Raw genomic sequence first — 19,148 nt, forward strand, 5'->3', positions numbered from 1 at the left:
CTGCCATTCTTGCCATTGCTAATCAGGCCAGACGGCCGAGAAGGGGGCAGGGAATGAACGGACGGCGCAGGGTTCTTGGCGGATTGCTGATCAGCACCATGTGTGTTGCACCCATCGCGCCATCCGCCATTGCCCAGCAAACTGTGCGAGGGTCGATGCCGCAACTGTCTTCTGATCAGCTGTTCCAAGGGTCTGCCCCCCGAACAGGGCGTCCGATCGAAGCATTCAAAGGGTGCAGAGCGCCCGAGCGTTTGCCAGTCAATAACCCCAGCAGCGTCGAACGCGTGCAATCGCGCAATGCAGGGACGCAAGACCCCACCGCCGCACGTGTCTTTGCCTCTTTCGCATTGCCCGAAGGCCCCGCCAGTGATGCAGACCTGGCTGAAGACTGTCGTTACAGGCTGGATGGCATCTGGGTGCAGGACACGGAATTGGGCCTTGATCCAAGCAAAGCGCCAATGGACCTGTTTGCCGGGCTTGGGGGTCAGCAACTCAATGACCGGCTGACGCATTCTAACTTTACAACACCCGACTTGATGTATGTCAGCATGGAGAATGACGGCAGCCGCATCACGATCCGGCCGGCCACACAAGGCCGGGAACCGATTGTCCTGATTGCCGCCGACGACACCCCCATGCGCCAGGTGATGAGGCCATCGGGTGCGAGCAAGAGCTATGTCTATCGCGAGGGGACGGGCCGCTGGCAAAATGCAACGCTGACCGTCTCTGTCTCTCGCACAGGCAAGCCGGAGCTGCGCTGGAACGGATACAGCTACAACAGGCCCGAACCGACCGTTTCGCGAGCGCAGGACATTGATGTCACTGATGTTTTCCTGATTGGCAACAATCTCGACAATTACCGCGCTTCGCTGCGCGGCTATGATGTGATCGGGCAGGACCCATTCGAGCTGAACCGGAACTCAAAAGCCGACATCTTCGCGACCGCTGACCCGCGCGAATTCGCGATTGTCGAAAAGCGTACAGTGCCACTGGGCCTCAAATACATTCCTGATGGCGTGCAGGGCAGCGTTACAGCCAGGGAAATGATCTCCCGGCAGTTTGATTTTCAGCGCACTGCGGCCAGTTCGTTCGGGTTCAATATCGGCTTTACCAAAAAGGACAGGCAGACTGGCGAGAGCAAAGGCTCGCTTGGGGCGGGCGCTGATTTTGCGAAGTCCAGCACGTTGGGCCGCCAATTTGGCATGCAGCGCGCCGTGTCGATGGGCTTTGCGCGCCACAGACTCTACACGCTTGTGCTCGACCGGCCCTTTGCCAAGCTCAGCGACGACTTCATTGATGCGGTCGATTTTGCCTATCGCATGGGCCGCTATGACGACTTGATCGACAAATTTGGCACGCACTATCCCTATGCGGTCACTTACGGCTCGCAGGCGCGGATGTGGGCAAGTTTCGACCAGCAGACGATGCAGGAATGGCAGAGCCAGAGCAAAAACATTAATGCGCAAGCCGGCCTTGCAATTGGCGGCTTCCAGATCGGTGCAAGCGGATCGCGCTTTGTCGAAGAGTCCCGCAATTCTTCCGAGCTGGCCGAAAGCTCTGAGTCTGGTTTTGACGCAGTCGGTGGCACCGGCAGCTTCGATCAGAACGGCTTTTCGACCGGAACTCCGGTGCCGATCCTCGCTGATCTGCGCCCGATCTCTGACCTGCTCAATCCGCTGTATTTTCCCAACGAGCCTGAAATCTGGAACAAGGTCCGTCCGCGTCTTGAGGCTCTCATCGAACAGCGCCTGGAAGAGGCTGCAATTCGAGATGGGTTCGGGTCTGTCATTCCCGAGCGCGCGCCGCCGGGGCTGGTCACTAATATCCCGGTCGTCACCTATCGCGGTGTGCGGGAAAATGTTCGCGTCGCCTACGGACGCGACACGTTCAGACCCGGCTTTGTGCGGGTTTGCCTGAAAAGCCGCATCGAGGGATCGCGCCACATGACCGTTTCCGTGAGCGGTGTCGGCACCCTTACGACCTACGGCTCGAACAAACGGCAAAGCTGCGCAACCATCCCGTCGAACGCGAGGCTCCGGCTTGGCTTCCAAGCCTCTGGCAACCCATCGCGGGTGCTGGGCACGACCACGATTGATCTGGCTGCGTTCGACAACGGCTATCTCGATTTCCTCTACGGAGTTGGACCATGAAGCTTCTGATACACACGGCTGTCCTTCTATGGATCGCGTTGATCGCAGCGCCAGTCAGCGCCCAATACACACCTGACGTGATGGAGTTTGATGGGGCAACCACACTCGGATTCCCCGCCGATGAAAGCCTCGACTTATCAGGAGGCGCAACGATCGAATTCTGGGTCCAACCTGATTGGCAAACCGCTCCAAGCTTTGATCCAGTGGTTCTGTCCTATGCCGGTTCGGAAGGCGCAAGTTATCTCGTTGCCTTGCTGCGTGACCGCGATGGCATTGGGATAATGTCGGGCGACACCTTCATGGTTGCCCCGTTCGACTTTACCGACGGGAAAATGCACTTCGTCGCCATCATCGATTATGGCGACCGCATGGAAGTGATGGTCGACAACACGCTGATTGCCGTGCTCGAAATGACCATCCAGTCGCTACCGGCTGATGGATTGTTCATCGGTTCAGCGGATGGGAACAATGACCCGTTTCTGGGTGCGGTTGCGGCGGTTCGACTGTGGGGGGTACCCCTCTCTCAGGACACTGTGCTCAGTTACGCGATGCGTGACCTGCTTGATGAAGAACAAGCAGAACATCCAGATCTCCGGTTTTTGATCGGCCACAGCGCTTTTGCCAGCGAGGACTTTCTGTTGGCGGACATTGCGCTTCAAGCAACTGAAAAAGGACAGTGATATGATGAAATCAGATCTTGGAAGAGGCATGATTGCCGCTGTTTTTCTTGCATCCAGCAGCGGCCTTGCAATGACAGGCACGGCGGCCCAGGCGGAGAACGGGACCATGTCGGCGGCTGCGAGCAGCTCGGCCACGGCAGCGAATGGTCAAAGAGCGCAAAGGACACGCGACCGTTCGACCAGAGGCAGCGCGACTGCGGACCGGACGCGGCCCAACACGTACCGCAAACGGGCCGGTTACATCTTGAACTCGCGTAAGGTCACTTTCAGGTTGCCCACAAAACAGGAACGCACCGCAGCCAGTGCCCTGCGCCGCGATGGCAGAGGCAATCAGATTACACGGATCGGCAGCGCTACGCGCGATAATCGCTCTGCGGGCCAAAGCCGCGCTCTGGCGGACAAGCAGGCGGAGCGCGGGACACCTCGCATCAATCCAGCCTCTACCGCAGAATTGCGCCGTGCAGCGGCAAACGGGTTTCCCCAAACGGCCGCATCGCGCGGCGCCACGCGGGCGGGGGCAGCGCCCATTGGTAGCGGACAAGTGCAAGATCCAAGCCGCCAATGGAGCACGCTCGCCGCCCAGACCGCTCAGCGAAACGGTCAACAACAAGAACGACCGGGCCTAGTCAGGCGCGTGATTAATTTCTTGGGAAAGCCGTTTAATCCGCTTTTTAGACGCTAGGAGACCTTGAAAAAGACTTGACCAGAAAACTCCGCCGACCGTTTTCATAGCGAGGCGTGCCTATGCCCGCTTTCACCCCCAGAAGCAGCCATCCACATAAGGCGCAAACTGGGCCGATAGCTGACCGTCCGCTTATAGTCAGAGGATACTCGCAAGCGGACCTGCGGCTAAGGCCCAATTCCGGACCAAGCGAAAGCAAAAGCGCAAACGCATCCATTCGCTCTGACACTTGGCGGAGTTACCTTCCTCAAATCAACTCCGCATCTGCCATGACTTCCACGATTGCGGGTCCTTCAACAGACAAAGCTTTGCTCATCGCCTCGGACAAATCTTCGCTCTTGGTTACTTTCTGTCCATGCCCCCCGCATAGCTTGGCGAAAGCGGCAAATGACGGATTGTGAAGCCCGGTTTCCCAGACTGTGAATTCACCTGACTTTTGCTCTTTGGTAATTTTGCCAAGCTCCTTGTTGTGGAGCAGGATGTGCGTGATCTCCATCGAGTGCTTCACTGCTGTGGTAAAGTCCATTGGGTATTGTCCAAAACCGCCATCGCCGGACACAGAAATGATTTTGCGGCCCTTAAACTCGTCAAAGTCCTGTGTTGCAGCCCAGGCGCCCATAGCAGCGGGAAAGCCGAATCCAATCGAGCCCAGATAGCCCGACATCAACACCCGTTGGTTGTGCTTCGTCACAAAATAACGCCCAAAGCTGTAAGTGTTGTTGCCAACATCCACGCATATTATTGCATCATCCGGAGCGACCTCGCTGAGGGCTGCAAAAATAGCTGCGCTGTGCACACCGGTGTCGCCTTCCTCTGTAAGGCGACGAGCTTTCTCTGCGCGCCAGGTATCCCATCGCGAAGCCAGTTCGCCAACCTGCTCTGCCGCATCTGGGTGGCGCTCAGCAGCCTGGCCAATCTCGTTGCAGAATGTGCCAATTTCTGACCAAATCGGCAGAGTAACAGAATGAAACTTGCCCAATTGGGTGCGGTCATAGTCAACCTGAATAATGGGCTTGCTACGATCGATTCCGGTATGGTTGGCAAATGAAGTGCCAAGCGCGAGGATAAGGTCGCATTCGTTCATGAACCAGCTTGCGATAGGGGTGCCCGATCGGCCCAAGACGCCCGCGGCATTGGGGTGGTCATCGCCGATAAGCCCCTTCGCCTTGAAGGTGGTGAGCACAGGAGCGCCAAGCGTTTCAGCAATAGCGATGATCTCATCGCGTGAACCTTGCGCTCCGTGCCCCACAATGATGATCGGTCTCTTCGCGCCGTTCAAGAGCTTGATGGCTTTCGTCTTGGCCTCGACTGAAGGGCGGATGTGTTCTTCGCCAAGCCTGCCTGCGCTGGATTTGGCAGGCTTATCACTCGGTAGGGTCTGAACATCATCAGGGAAGATAAGGTGCGACACATGGCTGGAATCGATGGCTTTCTTGCAGGCCAATGCCATCAGCTCGCCGTGGTCGGATGTCGAAAGCACGGTTTGTGAAAATGGGGCCACCGCATCAAATGCCGCGGCGAGATCGATATCTTGGAATGTGCCAGGGCCAAACACCTGCGTTTGCACTTGACCAGTCAAGGCAAGCACTGGGGCCCGGTCCACATGTGCATCCCACAGACCAGTAAGAAGGTTTGTTGCCCCCGGCCCTGCGATAGTCAAAAGAGCAGCCGGGCGACCAGTCAATTTGCCGTAGGCCGAGGCAGCAAAAGCGCCTGCCCCTTCATGGCGGATGCCAATGTAATCAAGCTCGCCATCCAGCGTGCGTCTGCGCAAGGCATCGGCGAGGCCAAGATTGCTGTGCCCAACCATGCCAAAGACGCGCTTTACACCCCAATTGACCATGGTTTCAGCCATGACATCCATCGTCGTGCGTACATGGGCGGGCTCTGGTTCCAAACCGACAAAGACCTCGCCATTTTCGATTTTGGTTGGATATATCTGCTGCCCGCTATCTTCATGCCCACCTGGCGAAATACCGGTGAGCGGGTCAAAGTCCCAACCATGCCAAGGACAACGGATCCAGCATTTCTCGTCTGTTCCTTCTTCGATAGATCCTTCTCCCAGCGGCCCACCTTGGTGCGGGCAGTGGTTGTCCATCGCAGCAAATTTGCCGTCGAAATGCGAAAGACACAAAGAGACAGTTCTGGCAGTGACGGTCTTCACCCTGCCTTCGGGCAGTTCATCGGCACTGCCGACCTTGATCCATTCAAGTTCGTCTGATCCTGGCATCAGGCAACCCCTCCGAATGATACGCCGGAAAGCTCAGCCATCTCCTTTTTCCAAGTGGTGAGGTCGTCCACAGTAAATTTCGACAGATCATCATGCCCGCAAGCGCGTGCCATAACCTCCATCAGTTCTACGGTCGCGCCAAAATAGCGCGCGAGCTTCTCTGCGCCGTTCTGGATATCGAGCCGCGCCCGCAGTTCTGGCTTTTGCGTTGCGACGCCAACCGGGCAATTGTTCGAATTGCACATCCGCGCAGCGATACAACCAACCGCCTGCATCGCAGAATTAGAGACCGCAATCGCATCGGCACCGAGCGCCAACGCTTTCACAAAGTCCTCTGCCACCCGAAGCCCGCCTGTGATCACCAATGTCACTTCACCGCCGGTTTTGGCGTCAAGATGCTTGCGCGCTCGCGCAAGCGCAGGGATGGTGGGGACGGAGATGTTGTTGCGGAAAATTAGGGGCGCCGCCCCAGTGCCGCCGCCGCGTCCATCAAGGATTATATAGTCCGCGCTTGCCTCAAGCGCGAAGTCGATATCCGCCTCAATATGATTAGCGGAGAGCTTGAATCCGATCGGGATGCCACCCGAACGTTCTCTCACTTCGTCAGCGATCTTCTTGAAGTCTGCTGATGTATGAAGGTCTGGAAAAGTTGCAGGTGAGATCGCCGTTTCGCCTACCTCTAGTCCGCGAACCTCGGCAATTTTTTCGTCGACTTTGGCGCCAGGCAGATGTCCGCCGGTCCCAGTCTTAGCGCCTTGGCCACCCTTGAAGTGGAAAGCTTGAACGTCTTCGACGTTGGCAATGTCCCAGCCAAATTTCGCCGACGCCATCTCATAGAAGTAACGCGAATTTTCTGCGTGTTCCTCAGCCAGCATTCCGCCTTCGCCCGAGCAAATTCCCGTGCCTGCTAATTCGGCTCCACGCGCAAGCGCCACCTTTGCTTCATAGGAGAGCGCGCCAAAACTCATATCAGAGACGAACAGCGGGATCCCCAGCTGCAGCGGCTTCGCCGCGCGCGGACCAATCGTCGTCGCGGTGCCCACTTTGACATCATCAAGCAGCGGCTTGCGCGCCATTTGGGCAGCCAGGATCTGGATGTCGTCCCAGTGCGGCAAGTCCTTTCGAGGAACACCCATCGCGCCCATTTCACCATGATGGCCTAGCTTTGATAGGCCATCGCGGGCAAGCTCATGGATGTGCGCAACGGTTGGTTCCTCAGGAGTAGCCTTGGCGGTTGGAACCTCGCTCTTGATCTCTGGCGCTTCCTCGCCCACGCCAACTTCACTCAAGGTTGCATGTGTGCCATCGCAGAAGGGTTTATTGCCGCTCGCTTTGCACTGACAAAGCGCCGCCTTGCCGGTTTCAGATGCTTTGAAAGGAACTGGATTGATGCCCGTTCCTGCGTGCGAACCGTCGCAAAAGGGCTGGTTTTTGGACCGCCCACATGCGCACCAATAATACTCTTTTCCTTGCTCTAGATCGACCATAGCTGGCGATTTTGCGGCGATAATTGGTTTGTTCTTCAAGGTTATTCCCTTCCCCATTCCAGACACGTCACTTTCGTGCCCATTATTTCGGTTTCGAATGCGACCTTTGCTGGTGTCTGCGAGCTGGCGCTCATCCCGAAACACACGTGTAGCGGAATCAGATGTTCCTCGCGCGGATGACAGAAGCGTGCCGCTGGCGCTTCCTCCCAAGCCGCGAGCGCGGCCGATCGTTGTTCAAACGGCACATCAGGGCTAACCAGTATAGTATCAAGCCAGTCGTGGAACTGCCGGTTTAATTCCTGCGCTCCCGCTGGAGGGGAGGCAATCGCTCGAGGGTTGTGGAAAGACATACCCGAGCCAATCACCATAAGGTTTGGCCAGTCCAAGCTAGCGATCGCCTTGCCCATTTCGATATGCAAACCGGGGTCAAGACCGCGCACGAGTGACAGCTCAACGATCGGGATATTCGCATCTGGATACATCAAAACAAGTGGGACAAACACGCCGTGGTCGAGGCCGCGACTATACTCAAGATGAGGGTCTAGACCGACTTCGGAAAGCTTTTCAAAAATCCGCGATGCGAGATCAGGTTCACCGGGGGCAGGATAGTGAAAATCATAGGCCCGTTGCGGAAAACCGGAGTAATCAAACAGCAGCTCATGCGAGCTCTTTATGTTGATCGTTGGGCGAGATGCTTCCCAATGCGCGCTGATAACCAGAATGGCCGAGGGTGTTTCGTGCGCCTGTGCAAGCTCGCGCAGGCCGCCAACCATGCCATCGTGAGCGGGGTCGCCGAGCAACGGCATTGGCCCGCCACCATGGGGAATATAGATGATCGAACCATTGTTCATTGCCGGCCCCTACGGATTGAACCCCGGTCAGAGCCAACGGGGCGCGCGCTGGCCCGCCCCGTTGGCCTGATTATGAGCCGTGATATGCTTTGGAAACGGCGAAGCTGTCTTCGAACCAATTCCAGCTTTTGACCTTACCGCCCTCAACATGGACGCGCACCGCCCAAGAGAAGACACCGGTCTCGTTATCTGATGGATTGGCTGTCGCGCTCATGGTGCCCATGAAGACTACATCATCGCCGTTGACGAAGGTGTAATCGGTTGACCAGCTGGTCGTGGTCAAGCCAGCGCCGAAAGCAGGCAGGAAGGTGCCAAGAACGGTTTCCTTACCTTCCCAATTCCCGATCCAGGGCAGGGTCCGGTCACCCTCATTGTGCCACACAAAATCATCGGCCATCAGGTTGGAGAGGGTATCCATGTCGCCGCTTCCCGCAGCCTCAAGAAATTGCGTTGCTATTTGCTGAGCTTCTGACACCTCAGCGCTGGCAGCAGGCGCTGCAGCATTTCCATCTGACGCACCAGCATCGTTGCATGCTGACACGGCCAGCAAAAGGGCCGAGGCGGCTGCTGCGTGAATAAGATTCATTCTTCTTCTCTCCATAGTAATATCATGTGCGCACACTACAATCGTGCGCACGTTCGTCCGGTGTTCTTGTCTAAAATTTGCCTGAGTTACCCCAGCTCTCTCGAGGGCCAATTTCTTCTTCATTCATCCAATGCTCGACGATTTTACCACCTGAAACACGATATATGTCGAAGACCGCCACGTCCTTTCCACGCACGTGCCGCTTGCCATAGGTCATGGCAAAATCACCCTGACCAATGAGATTGAAAAGAAACTCGTAAGAGCCGAAATCATCAGAGCCAATCCAATCCGCAAGGCCTGCACGGCCAGCGCCAATCGCAGCGCCGCGTTCAATAAGATCAGCGGCGACAAAGTGATCGAGCTTGGTCACGTCGCCTTCTTGCAAAACCTGTTTGGTGTATTCGAGGACCAGCGCCTTTGTCGTCGCTGTATCAGCGGTTTCATCGACCGTGCTAGGACCGCCAACCATGTCATTACCTGACTTGGTGTCGGTGACCTCGACATAAGCGGCGATCGTATCCCAATGCTCAAGGATCAGTCCGTCGCTTCCGCAATAAAACATGTCGGTTGTAACCCATTTGGCATCGCCACCATTCAGCGATTGATAGGCGCTGCAAAACACCCACGGACCATCTTCGAACAATCGTACGACGCTGATTTCGCGTTCTGGGTTGCGCTCAAGGAAAGGTTCAAAGAACGCCAGAAACCCTTCAGCGCCATCTGGAACGCCAGTGGAATGTTGCGTGTACCGGTGGCCCGTATACTGCTCCACCGCCCGCCGCGCATCACCGCCAGCAATACCTTCAAGATAGATTTTTCGAACGTTTTCGAGACCTTGTCCCATTCGTCTCCCTCCAATTCAAGGGGCCTAAGTAGACGAGTCGGATTGGATCGATAAGGCGTGATTCGTGTAAGAGACTATTACTCGATCCGGAATGCGCCGGGTCTAGGTCTGCCTTGTGCTTAGATGGTCTGCCAAGAAACTGACGAAGATCTGCACCAAACTCTGTCGCCGGGAATTATCATTCCAAATGGCTGAATATCTCACCTGCGGGAGGGTCCATTCCTCGAACAACCGTACCAGTTTTCCTTCTCGAACGCCTCGTTCGACAAGCGCCAATGGCATGACGGCCACTCCTGCGCCGATGCATGCGAAGCTGTACAAGGCCTCTATGTTGTCGACTTGAAGTCGGGCTTGGTCTTCGATCAACAACCTTGTGGTTTTACCCGATCGCGATGTTAACTCGTAAGAGCGTTTGCGGTGGCGGTAATTGATCCAATCGCAGCCGGTCAGGTCTTGCGGATGTGCTAGAGGCGGGTGCTCATCAAGATAGCCTTTGCCAACGCAAATCGCGCGCTCAAACACACCAAGCTCTTGGGACTTGACTTTGCGTTTGTCGAAGTGGCCGGCGCGCACGCACATGTCATAGCCATCTTCGATCGGATCAAAGTGTCGATCGCTCAAATGAGCTTCGATATGGACCTGCGGATTGACCACAACAAACCGGCCTATCGCCTGAGTAATTGGCGTGGATGACAAGTAAGTCGGCAAGGCAATTCGCAGAGATCCTTGCGCCTGTAACTCTGTTCCTTGCAGTGCCTTAATACTGTGCTCTGCCCCATCCATGAGCTCTGCCGTATCGTCATAGAGACGGCGCCCTTCGCTGGTGAGAGCAATCGTGCGCGTGGTGCGATTGATAAGCGTCAAACCGATATGGCTTTCCAGCTTGGCAACCGACTCGCTGACCCTAGAAGGGGCGATACCGAGGCTCTTAGCCGCCTTGGTGAACGAGCCGTGCTCAGCGACTCTTGAGAAGACCGCGATGTGGCGAAGGTAGTCCAGAATTGTTCCGAAATCCGTATAATAGAGATACATTTTTAGCATCTTTCTCGGATAATAGCAGGGTGTTAGCAGCTAAGAAAGGAGCAAAATTGTCCAGCTGATAATTGCGAAATGAGCAGACCGGCCTTGGGCTGGATGTGAGAGGAGCCAATGATGGAAAATGTCGCAGCACCCAGCAAAGACACAATCCCGATATGGATAATCTGGTTTGGGATAATCCTTATGATCGGGGCGCCGTTAGGGAACGCGGTGATGACCCTGGTAGGTCCTGACCTTGGATCGGTTACGCTTGCAGACGGAACCGAAACTGAAACAGGGTTGTTCAAATATGCCGTGCGCAACATCGCCGCCGCTGTGATAACCGCCTTCGCGCTTTATCGGCGTTCGGCTGCGATGCTGGTGGTTGTGCTGATCATGCGGTTCATCACTGAGGCGGGCGATTTGCTCGACGCAATACTGTTTGCGCAAATGGATTCGACCGGGATCACTGGATACACAGCTGCGATGATCTTTCTTGCATTCATTCCTTACACCATCGCCATTCGCCAGCTTTGGCCAATGGCTCGGTAGCACTGCCTGAAGGACTCTGGCTCGGCTTCGCAGTCATGTGAAGCCAAAGAAGCGGCTGAACTCACAAACAAATATAGCCCACATCCGCTTTCACCCCCAGGAGCGGACGCCAGCCTGCTCGAAGCTGGCGCCCAACATCAGTCAGATTTCCGTCTTTTCTGCGAGTGTGAGAGCGTCTTCAATGTCGACGCCTAGATAACGAACCGTGTTCTCGATCTTGGAATGACCAAGCAATATCTGGATTGCCCGGATATTGCCTGTGGCTTTGTAGATGATCGAAGCTTTGGTTCGGCGCAGTGAGTGGGTGCCGTACTCCTCTGGTCGCAGGCCGATGGCCCTAACCCACTCATCGACCAGCCTAGCGTATTGCCGCGTGCTGAGATGCCGTGAATGATCCACTCGGCTAGGAAACACAAAATCCTCGGTTGAGCCACCGCGAAGCTCGAGCCATACGAGCAGGCTAGACCGAGCGTCCGCCGCAATCTCGAACTGAACGGGACGACCAGTCTTCCGTTGTGTAATAGTCGCTCGCGTTCTGATTTCCGGACCACTAACCAAATCGCCGATCTTCAACTCGACGAGATCACAACCTCGCAACTTGCTATCAATCGCCAAGTCGAACAGCGCCCGGTCTCTGATGCGCTCTTCGCGATCAAGAAAGAACCGGATCGCCCAGATCTGCTTTTGATTGAATGGACGCTTGGGACCGATCTTAGCGCCGAAGTTCCAAGGCACTCTGTTTTGAGCAGCAGGATCGAAGTGTGAGTAAGTCATTGTCATTCTCCTTGGCCGGAATGGCCACGAGGAATGTCCGCTTTCAGGATCTAAGATCTCGGGTCGGTACGTCTTGGGTTGGTGCGCAAAGCTGAATCCGGATGGAACTCCGCGTTCAAAGATCAGGAGCAAGCGGTTTTTTTCGCCCGCGTTCTTGCTGTTCGCGGAAGTACATCCGTATGCAACGTTCTACAGTGTGGCCTGAAACAATCTTCCTCGTTGCCTTTCGATTGGTTCCCAGCAGTTCCTTGCGAAGTTCTAGGCGAACGATCTTTGGGGGCAGAATTGGTGGCATCAACATGTGCCTAAAGCATGGTAGCCTTTAAAGAATAATGGTTTATGGGGGCTTTTCGAGTCCTACCACCGCACCATTGGGTTTGTCGGCTTGCCTCTGCATGATTCGGGGTCTGGGCGTCGGGGCACAAATGCCCGATCATTAAAGCGTCGACACCGGGTCTAAGTACCATCGCGTTGATGCAGTTCTTGGCTCCTTAACCCTGCGACGATAGCCCCGAAATGCAAATTCGGGCGCGCTTGATAAAGCGTACAAGACCACTCCTCTCAGGGTCGGCCCAGCAGGCGGCGGGATTATGGATTACGCAGCAAAACACCAGTTTGGAGCACACAGGCATAGCGAAGTTGCCGACACTCCAGTTGCGCCCGCGCCAAGCGTATCCACCACGCCAGCACAATCAATGCCACACAACAGCGGGGCTGACGCTCAATACAATCGTGCGACCCGCTACACGCTGTTCATTCGAGCCGCCAGACTGGTAAGTTCCCAAGGTGAGTTCGTTTGCGTGGTCCGCGATGTGTCTGAAACAGGCGTAAGACTGCGGCTATTTCATGCACCTCCCACAGGAGAGCCGTTCGAACTTCGAATGTCGAACGGCCAGTCATACATCATTCGCCAAGTCTGGCACAAAGGCAATGAGGCAGGTTTTGCGTTCACGCAAAAAATCGACATTGATCAATTCGTTGCAGAGGACACCGCTTTTCCCAAGCGCGGCATCAGGCTTGACCTAATCTTCCCAGTCAAAGTGACGTCACTGGATGGCCAATATGAAGCTATCGTGGAGAATATCTCTCAACAAGGCGCGCGTTTCTCATGCGAGGGGGTCTATGCCATTGATCAAGGTCTGCGCGTTGAATGCCCTGAGGAAGACATCCAGTTTGGCGAGGTTGGTGCAAAGGTGCGTTGGCGGCGCGATGATGCCTATGGGGTCGTGTTTGAGAACACCCTTTCGCTTGAAGAATTTGCCAAGCTTGCCGCGCGACTGCAGTGTCCGAGCCTTTTGACCGAGCCGTGAGGGTGCACAGTGACCTTGTCGGCCGCAAAGGAAAACGGTCAAATTTTACCGGTTTTCGCAAGGATGTTTACTCCTCGCTAACCAATTTCCTTCACTTCCCTGTGTGAGCTGATCGCAAAGGTGCAGATCAGACGCTCAAACGGGGACCAAACATGGCGCAGCGCCGCGTTGATAATTCGGGAACTTTAGACTGCGATGTAGCGATCATCGGCGCGGGGCCAGCGGGGCTTACCGCCGGATATCTGCTCACCAAACAGGGCAAATCGGTCGTCATCATCGAGAAAGATGAGACTTACGTCGGCGGGATAAGCCGCACGGTTGAACACGAGGGTTATCGCTTTGACATTGGCGGGCACCGGTTCTTTTCCAAGAGCCAAGAGGTGGTCGACCTTTGGAATGAGATCCTGCCCGACGACTTTATCCAGCGCCCCCGGATGAGCCGCATTTATTACGAGGGTGTGTTTTACTCCTACCCTCTTCGCGCATTCGAAGCACTTTGGAACCTTGGGATTTTCCGCTCGACGCTGTGCATGGCGAGCTATCTCAAATATAAGCTTTTCCCGATCAAGGATGTCAAAAGCTTTGAGGATTGGACCACCAATCAATTCGGCAAAAAGCTCTATTCGATCTTCTTCAAGACCTACACTGAGAAGGTGTGGGGGATGCCCTGCGATGAGATGAGCGCCGATTGGGCGGCTCAGCGGATCAAGGGCCTATCGCTTTGGGGCGCTGTTACCGATGGGCTTAAGCGCTCACTTGGCCTCAACAAGAAGCCCAACGATGGGCAGGAGGTGAAGACCCTGCTTGAAACCTTCCGTTATCCTCGGCTGGGTCCGGGTATGATGTGGGATGCGGCGCGTGATCACATTCTGGCGACCGGCAAAGGCGAAGTTCTGATGGGACACGGCCTTGATCGGCTTGCCAAAATCGGTCCCAATGATGAGGGCTATGAGTGGTCGATGAGCGCCAAGGGCGCGAATGGCTCGGCCACAATCCGCGCGAAGAACGTGATCAGCTCAGCGCCGATGCGCGAGCTTTCCAAGCGTATTCACCCGCTGCCGCAATCCACGCTCAAAGCGGACAAACTGCGTTACCGCGACTTTTTGACCGTGGCTCTGATGGTGAAGAGCGAGGACCTCTTCCCTGACAATTGGATCTACATCCATGACGAGCGGGTCCAGGTGGGCCGTGTACAGAACTTCCGTTCGTGGTCGCCTGAAATGATCCCGGATGAGAGCATGGCTTGTGTTGGCCTTGAGTACTTCTGCTTTGAAGGCGATGGGCTGTGGTCATCCTCCGATGAAGATTTGATCGCTCAAGCCACCCGCGAGATGGAAATTCTGGGCCTTTGTGATCCGGCGAAGGTCGTCTCTGGCGCGGTTGTGCGTCAGGAGAAGGCGTATCCCGTGTATGACGATGACTATGAAGCCAATGTCGATGCGATGCGCCTCGAATTGGAAGAAAAGCATCCAAGTCTGCACCTTGTGGGTCGCAATGGGATGCACCGCTATAACAACCAAGACCACGCGATGATGACTGCGATGCTCACGGTCGAGAACATCATCGCAGGCAAGCGCGTATACGATACGTGGTGCGTCAACGAAGACGCTGAATATCACGAGGCGGGCGATGAGGGCGCTGAGAAGGCGCTTCCTGCCAGCGAAGAGACCAAGCCTCTCAGCGAAGACCAAGTCGCAGCGCTCACCTCGCTTCGCGGTGTGCCAGAGCGGATTGTCGCGGACGAGCTTTCTCAAGAGACTCGGAAACGCGCTTAATGCGTTATCGCCGCCCCCTCATCTTCAAGATCAGCGATGTCCGCTTTGTGCGGTATCTGATCGCAAGCGTTGGCGCGCTTGCGGTGGATTTTGGGAGCTTCCTTGCGTTCATGGCGCTGGGAGTGATGGCAGCACCTGCTTCGGCTCTTGGCTATTCGCTTGGCATTCTGGCGCATTGGCTTATGTCCAGCCGCGCGGTGTTTCAGGACCGGGTTGCGACGAGCGGCAATGAGCGTTCCAAGCAAAAAGCTCTATTCGTGTTCTCGGCGATTGTGGGCTTGGGACTTACTACCGCGATTGTGGGCGCAGCAGACTGGAGCGGGTTTGACCCGCGCGCAGCGAAACTTGTCGCTATTGCCGTGAGCTTTATTGCCACCTGGGTGATCCGCGCGAAAATCGTGTTCCGCGAGGACAACTCGCCGGTCAAAAGCGCCTAGTGCCATGCTCGAAGAGCGCCGCAGAGCCGCCTTTCCGCTAAGCTTTCTTGCCAAGGCAGGCCTTGGCTGGGTGCTGGTAAGCGCCTTCCTCATCGCGGTGAATTGGAGCGCGATCACAGGTCTCCATTTCTCCGATCCTGACGATGTTTTGCGCCTAATCCAAGTGCGCGATCTTCTGGGCGGTCAGAGCTGGTTTGATGTCAGCCAATACCGCGTGGATAGCGCAAACGGCGGCGTAGCCATGCATTGGTCGCGGCTTGTCGATATCCCGCTCGCGCTCGTCATTATGGCGCTCACCCCGCTTGTCGGCAGTGCCGCCGCTGAAAGTGCCGCGATCGTTATCGTCCCGCTTATCACGCTCGCTTGCGTCATGCTTCTTGCCTCGCGGATTGCGTGGAGGCTTTGGGGCGATGAGGAAGCGATCTTTACGGCGCTGGTAATCGTGATTTCGATCCCCGTCCTATTCCAATTGTCGCCCATGCGGATTGACCACCACGGCTGGCAAATGGTCTGCGCTCTAGCGGCATTGAACGGCTTACTCGCACGATCGCCGCGTATGGGAGGCTGGGTAATTGGAGCGGGCTTTGCCGCTTGGCTTTCGATCTCAATCGAAGGGCTTCCACTCGCAGCCATCGCCTTTGCGGTGCTAGGCCTTCGCTGGCTGCGCGACCCTTCGACAAAGGCCTGGCTGACGAGCGCCATCCAATCCCTCGCGGCAGTAAGCATCGCCCTCTTCGCGCTCACCCGAGGCTTCAATGATCTGGCAAACTACTGCGACGCAGTAGGCCCGGTTCATTTGGCAATGTTCGCATGGGGAGCCGTGATCTTGAGCCTGCTCGCTAAAGCAGCAAGACCAACCCTCGCCATCACTCTGACAGGTTTCGCGGTCGCAGGCGGAGGCGCGCTAATCATGATGCTCAGCGCCGCACCGCAATGCGCGACCGGCGGAGGCTTTTCTCAGGTCGATCCGCTGGTCGCCGAAATCTGGCTCTCCAACGTGCTCGAAGGCCGGCCTTTGTGGGAGCAAGTGCTCGCCATTGCGCTCCAATATCTCGCAGCGCCGCTGATCGGGATCTATGCCGCAATCCAACTCGCACAGCGCTCGCACGATGGCCTTCGCCCGTTTTGGACCGACTATGCGCTGATACTTGGCGGTGCTCTTGCAATTTCCATCTGCGTCGCGCGCACCGGCGCTGTGGCCTGCGTTCTCGCCAGCCCGCTAGTCGCATGGCAAATGCGGCGTTGGCTCAAAGCCATCCGATTGATGGAAAACCCGCTTCCCCGCATGGCCGCCATGGTCGGTGTTGCCTGCGCACTTCTGCCTGCGATCCCTGCGCTTCTCTTGACCAGCGCCATGCCAGTGCGGGCCTCTGTTGGCGGTGCTGAAGATGTGCCTATCCGTGTGGCCGATTGCCGGGTTCAAGACGCGCGCGCCGTTCTCGCAAGGCTTCCCCAAGGCGAAATCTACGCGCTTCTCGATATCGCGCCAGAGCTGCTTCTGGTCAGCAACCACAGCGTTATCGCCACCGGCCACCACCGTGGGCACCACGCGATGAAAGTGCTCATCGAAACCGCGATTGGCACACCCGATGAGGCGCGCAAAACGCTCACGACACGCGGTTCAAGCTATGTGGCCATGTGCCCCGCGCTATACGAGGCGCAGACTTACGCCAGCATCGCAAAGGATGGCTTCGTTCCGCAATTGGCCAGAGGCGACGTGCCCGAATGGCTGGAGCCAATCGAAGTTCCTGACGACAACGGGCTAAAGCTTTGGCGGATTAAGCAGGAATAAAAACCCCTGCGGCCTATGCCGCAATGAAGTCCATCGCCACGCCATTGATGCAGTGACGCTTGCCTGTTGGCTTGGGCCCATCACCAAAGATATGCCCCAAATGCCCGCCGCAATCCGCGCAGTGCACTTCGGTGCGGGCATAGCCGATTTTATAGTCGGTCGATGTGCCCACCGCGCCCTTGTCGATTGGCTGCCAGAAGCTGGGCCAACCGGTGCCGCTGTCATATTTATGGGCGCTTGAATAAAGCCTGTTGCCGCAGCCTGCGCATACGAAAGCGCCGCGACGCTTTTCCTTGTCCAAGGGCGAGGAATAGGCACGCTCGGTGCCTGCCTCGCGCAGCACGTAATACTCATTGCGCGTGAGTTTACGCCGCCATTGTGCTTCGGTTTTCTTGATCCGAAAGTTGCCACTTGCCGTGCGCGCTTTCACCTCAGAACCGCAGGCGCTTAGGAATGGCAGCACCGCGACAATACCGGTAGTCGCAAGAAACGAGCGGCGGTTGGCGGTTGCATTGGGCATATCTGTATCGGTCATATCAGAAGGTCTCATAAACACTGGTTTCACCCAGTGAATACGTACCAATTAGCGAAAAGGTTACACCACAATCTAGAATTCGGTGATTTCGACCTCAAGCTTGCGGAAGCCGTGCACGAAGTTTGCGCGCACCCGCTCCACATCGCCCGCCACATGCACCCGCATCCGGCGCGCATGCATTTCTTCGAGGAGAATGCGCAATTGCAGCTCTGCCAAACGCGCGCCGACACAGCGGTGAATGCCATAACCAAAGGCGATGTGCCGCTTGGCGTTGTCGCGGTTGAGGTTGAGTGTGTGCGGGTCCTCGAACACCTCTTCCTCGTGGTTCGCGGCCAAATACCACAGCACGACTTTTTCGCCCGCTTTGATCGTCTTGCCAAACACCTCAGTGTCCTCGGTGCAGGTCCGGCGCATGTGAGCAAGCGGCGTTTGCATCCGCAGCATCTCCTGAACCGCGTTCGGGATAACGCTGGGGTCTTGTTCGAAGATCTTGCGCTGATCGGGGAATTTGTCGAGCGCATGGACAAAGCCGCTCATCGAATTGCGCGTCGTATCATTGCCGCCAACGATCAGCAGGATGAGATTGCCCATAAACTCCTCAGGGCGCATCTGGTTCATCGCTTCGGAGTGGATCATCATCGAGATGAGATCATCACCCGGCTCTTTATCCTGCGTGCGCTCAATCCAGAGAGATTGGAAATAAGCTGCCATCTCATGCAGAAAACTCCAGCGCATTTCATCAAGCTCGCGGATGGAGGCAAGCTCAGTATCGCCAGACCAGTCCGACCAGAAGGTGAGCAGGCGGCGGTCGTCCCATGGGAAACCAAAAAGGATTGCGAGCATACCAGTGGTAAGCTCAATCGAGACCTTATCGACCCAATCAAACACTTCACCGCGCGGCAGGGAATCAAGGAGCTCGCCGGTGCGCTTGCGAATTTCCGGCTCCATCGCGGTCATGCCAGACGGGGTGAATTTAGGCGCGACAGTGCGGCGTTGGCCCGTATGCTGTGGACGGTCCATTGCGATAAACATCGGCAATTCGCGGCGCTCGGTGCCTGCCTCGGCCAGTTCCTCATCGCTTGGCGCATCGAGGATGGTGATCCCCCCATGCTCCCAGCTTGAAGAGAACGTTTCGGGCAAGGCTTCGATATGCTGGATTGCCTTGTGGCCGACAACCGCCCAATGCGGGCCATAGGGGCTGTCATCAATCCAATGCAGCGGACCTGCCTTTTGCATCTCGGCAACGATGGGCTGCCACTTATCTTCGTAATAGATATCCGAGCGGCTCAAATCCCACTTATGCGGGTGCTCCAAGCGCTTTTCAGGGTGCTCAGCAAGATGCTGCGTGATCGCTTCATAAGCGGTGGGCGAAGTGCGCACTTCTGGTCGCGCCATAGGGCTTTGGGGTGCTACGGTTGCCATGTCTCTCTCCTGTAGGAGGCACGA

Annotated in this window: 17 protein-coding genes; 8 read left to right on the forward strand and 9 right to left on the reverse strand. The window is 56.3% G+C overall.

Going from position 1 to position 19,148, the window contains the following annotated elements; all coding sequences use genetic code 11:
* Window positions 1-53: 53 nt before the first annotated feature.
* The 3 genes from AC0V61_RS05640 to AC0V61_RS05650 are packed head-to-tail and all read left to right on the forward strand — an operon-like array spanning window position 54 to window position 3,512.
* Window positions 54-2,150, forward strand: coding sequence for an MAC/perforin domain-containing protein (locus AC0V61_RS05640; protein WP_486156292.1), 2,097 nt, complete (start codon window positions 54-56; stop codon window positions 2,148-2,150).
* Window positions 2,147-2,830 carry a LamG-like jellyroll fold domain-containing protein gene (locus AC0V61_RS05645; protein WP_486156293.1) on the forward strand — a complete coding sequence of 228 codons (684 nt, stop codon included), beginning with the start codon at window positions 2,147-2,149 and terminating at the stop codon, window positions 2,828-2,830. The genes AC0V61_RS05640 and AC0V61_RS05645 overlap by 4 nt, the downstream gene beginning before the upstream one ends.
* 1 nt (window position 2,831) lies before the next feature.
* Window positions 2,832-3,512, forward strand: coding sequence for a hypothetical protein (locus AC0V61_RS05650; protein WP_486156294.1), 681 nt, complete (start codon window positions 2,832-2,834; stop codon window positions 3,510-3,512).
* Between the two features lie 247 nt (window positions 3,513-3,759).
* On the opposite strand, the gene AC0V61_RS05655 is transcribed toward AC0V61_RS05650, so the two are convergent.
* From AC0V61_RS05655 to AC0V61_RS05680, 6 genes are all read right to left on the reverse strand, one after another.
* On the reverse strand, window positions 3,760-5,742 hold the full coding sequence (locus AC0V61_RS05655; RefSeq protein WP_486156295.1) for a thiamine pyrophosphate-binding protein: 1,983 nt from the start codon (window positions 5,740-5,742) through the stop codon (window positions 3,760-3,762).
* Window positions 5,742-7,268: a glutamate synthase-related protein gene (locus tag AC0V61_RS05660; RefSeq protein ID WP_486156296.1), complete on the reverse strand. Its 1,527-nt coding sequence runs from the start codon at window positions 7,266-7,268 to the stop codon at window positions 5,742-5,744. The genes AC0V61_RS05655 and AC0V61_RS05660 overlap by 1 nt, the downstream gene beginning before the upstream one ends.
* A gap of 2 nt (window positions 7,269-7,270) precedes the next feature.
* Window positions 7,271-8,080, reverse strand: coding sequence for a DODA-type extradiol aromatic ring-opening family dioxygenase (locus AC0V61_RS05665; RefSeq protein ID WP_486156297.1), 810 nt, complete (start codon window positions 8,078-8,080; stop codon window positions 7,271-7,273).
* A 70-nt stretch (window positions 8,081-8,150) separates the two neighbouring features.
* The gene (locus AC0V61_RS05670; RefSeq protein WP_486156298.1) at window positions 8,151-8,666 is read right to left on the reverse strand and encodes a nuclear transport factor 2 family protein; all 516 of its coding nucleotides are present in this window, start codon (window positions 8,664-8,666) and stop codon (window positions 8,151-8,153) included.
* 70 nt (window positions 8,667-8,736) lie between these two features.
* Window positions 8,737-9,510, reverse strand: coding sequence for a nuclear transport factor 2 family protein (locus tag AC0V61_RS05675; protein WP_486156299.1), 774 nt, complete (start codon window positions 9,508-9,510; stop codon window positions 8,737-8,739).
* A gap of 102 nt (window positions 9,511-9,612) precedes the next feature.
* The gene (locus tag AC0V61_RS05680; RefSeq protein WP_486156300.1) at window positions 9,613-10,542 is read right to left on the reverse strand and encodes a LysR family transcriptional regulator; all 930 of its coding nucleotides are present in this window, start codon (window positions 10,540-10,542) and stop codon (window positions 9,613-9,615) included.
* 219 nt (window positions 10,543-10,761) lie between these two features.
* On the opposite strand from AC0V61_RS05680, the gene AC0V61_RS05685 reads away from it, so the two are divergent.
* On the forward strand, window positions 10,762-11,079 hold the full coding sequence (locus AC0V61_RS05685; RefSeq protein WP_486156301.1) for a hypothetical protein: 318 nt from the start codon (window positions 10,762-10,764) through the stop codon (window positions 11,077-11,079).
* A 141-nt stretch (window positions 11,080-11,220) separates the two neighbouring features.
* Here AC0V61_RS05685 and AC0V61_RS05690 read toward each other — a convergent pair whose 3' ends face one another.
* Window positions 11,221-11,853, reverse strand: coding sequence for a tyrosine-type recombinase/integrase (locus AC0V61_RS05690; RefSeq protein ID WP_486156302.1), 633 nt, complete (start codon window positions 11,851-11,853; stop codon window positions 11,221-11,223).
* Window positions 11,854-12,443: 590 nt separating this feature from the next.
* Between AC0V61_RS05690 and AC0V61_RS05695 the strand changes: the two genes are divergently transcribed.
* From AC0V61_RS05695 to AC0V61_RS05710, 4 genes are all read left to right on the forward strand, one after another.
* Window positions 12,444-13,163, forward strand: a complete 720-nt coding sequence (locus AC0V61_RS05695; RefSeq protein WP_486156303.1) for a PilZ domain-containing protein — start codon at window positions 12,444-12,446, stop codon at window positions 13,161-13,163.
* 152 nt (window positions 13,164-13,315) lie between these two features.
* Window positions 13,316-14,938 carry an NAD(P)/FAD-dependent oxidoreductase gene (locus tag AC0V61_RS05700; protein WP_486156304.1) on the forward strand — a complete coding sequence of 541 codons (1,623 nt, stop codon included), beginning with the start codon at window positions 13,316-13,318 and terminating at the stop codon, window positions 14,936-14,938.
* Window positions 14,938-15,375, forward strand: a complete 438-nt coding sequence (locus AC0V61_RS05705; protein WP_486156305.1) for a GtrA family protein — start codon at window positions 14,938-14,940, stop codon at window positions 15,373-15,375. The genes AC0V61_RS05700 and AC0V61_RS05705 overlap by 1 nt, the downstream gene beginning before the upstream one ends.
* 4 nt (window positions 15,376-15,379) lie before the next feature.
* Window positions 15,380-17,167: a hypothetical protein gene (locus tag AC0V61_RS05710; protein WP_486156306.1), complete on the forward strand. Its 1,788-nt coding sequence runs from the start codon at window positions 15,380-15,382 to the stop codon at window positions 17,165-17,167.
* A 13-nt stretch (window positions 17,168-17,180) separates the two neighbouring features.
* Here AC0V61_RS05710 and msrB read toward each other — a convergent pair whose 3' ends face one another.
* Window positions 17,181-17,687 carry a peptide-methionine (R)-S-oxide reductase MsrB gene (msrB, locus tag AC0V61_RS05715; protein ID WP_486159459.1) on the reverse strand — a complete coding sequence of 169 codons (507 nt, stop codon included), beginning with the start codon at window positions 17,685-17,687 and terminating at the stop codon, window positions 17,181-17,183.
* A gap of 87 nt (window positions 17,688-17,774) precedes the next feature.
* On the reverse strand, window positions 17,775-19,124 hold the full coding sequence (locus AC0V61_RS05720) for a cytochrome P450 (RefSeq protein WP_486156307.1): 1,350 nt from the start codon (window positions 19,122-19,124) through the stop codon (window positions 17,775-17,777).
* Window positions 19,125-19,148 lie beyond the last annotated feature (24 nt).

The organism is Erythrobacter sp. JB1-4 (genome assembly GCF_057365025.1).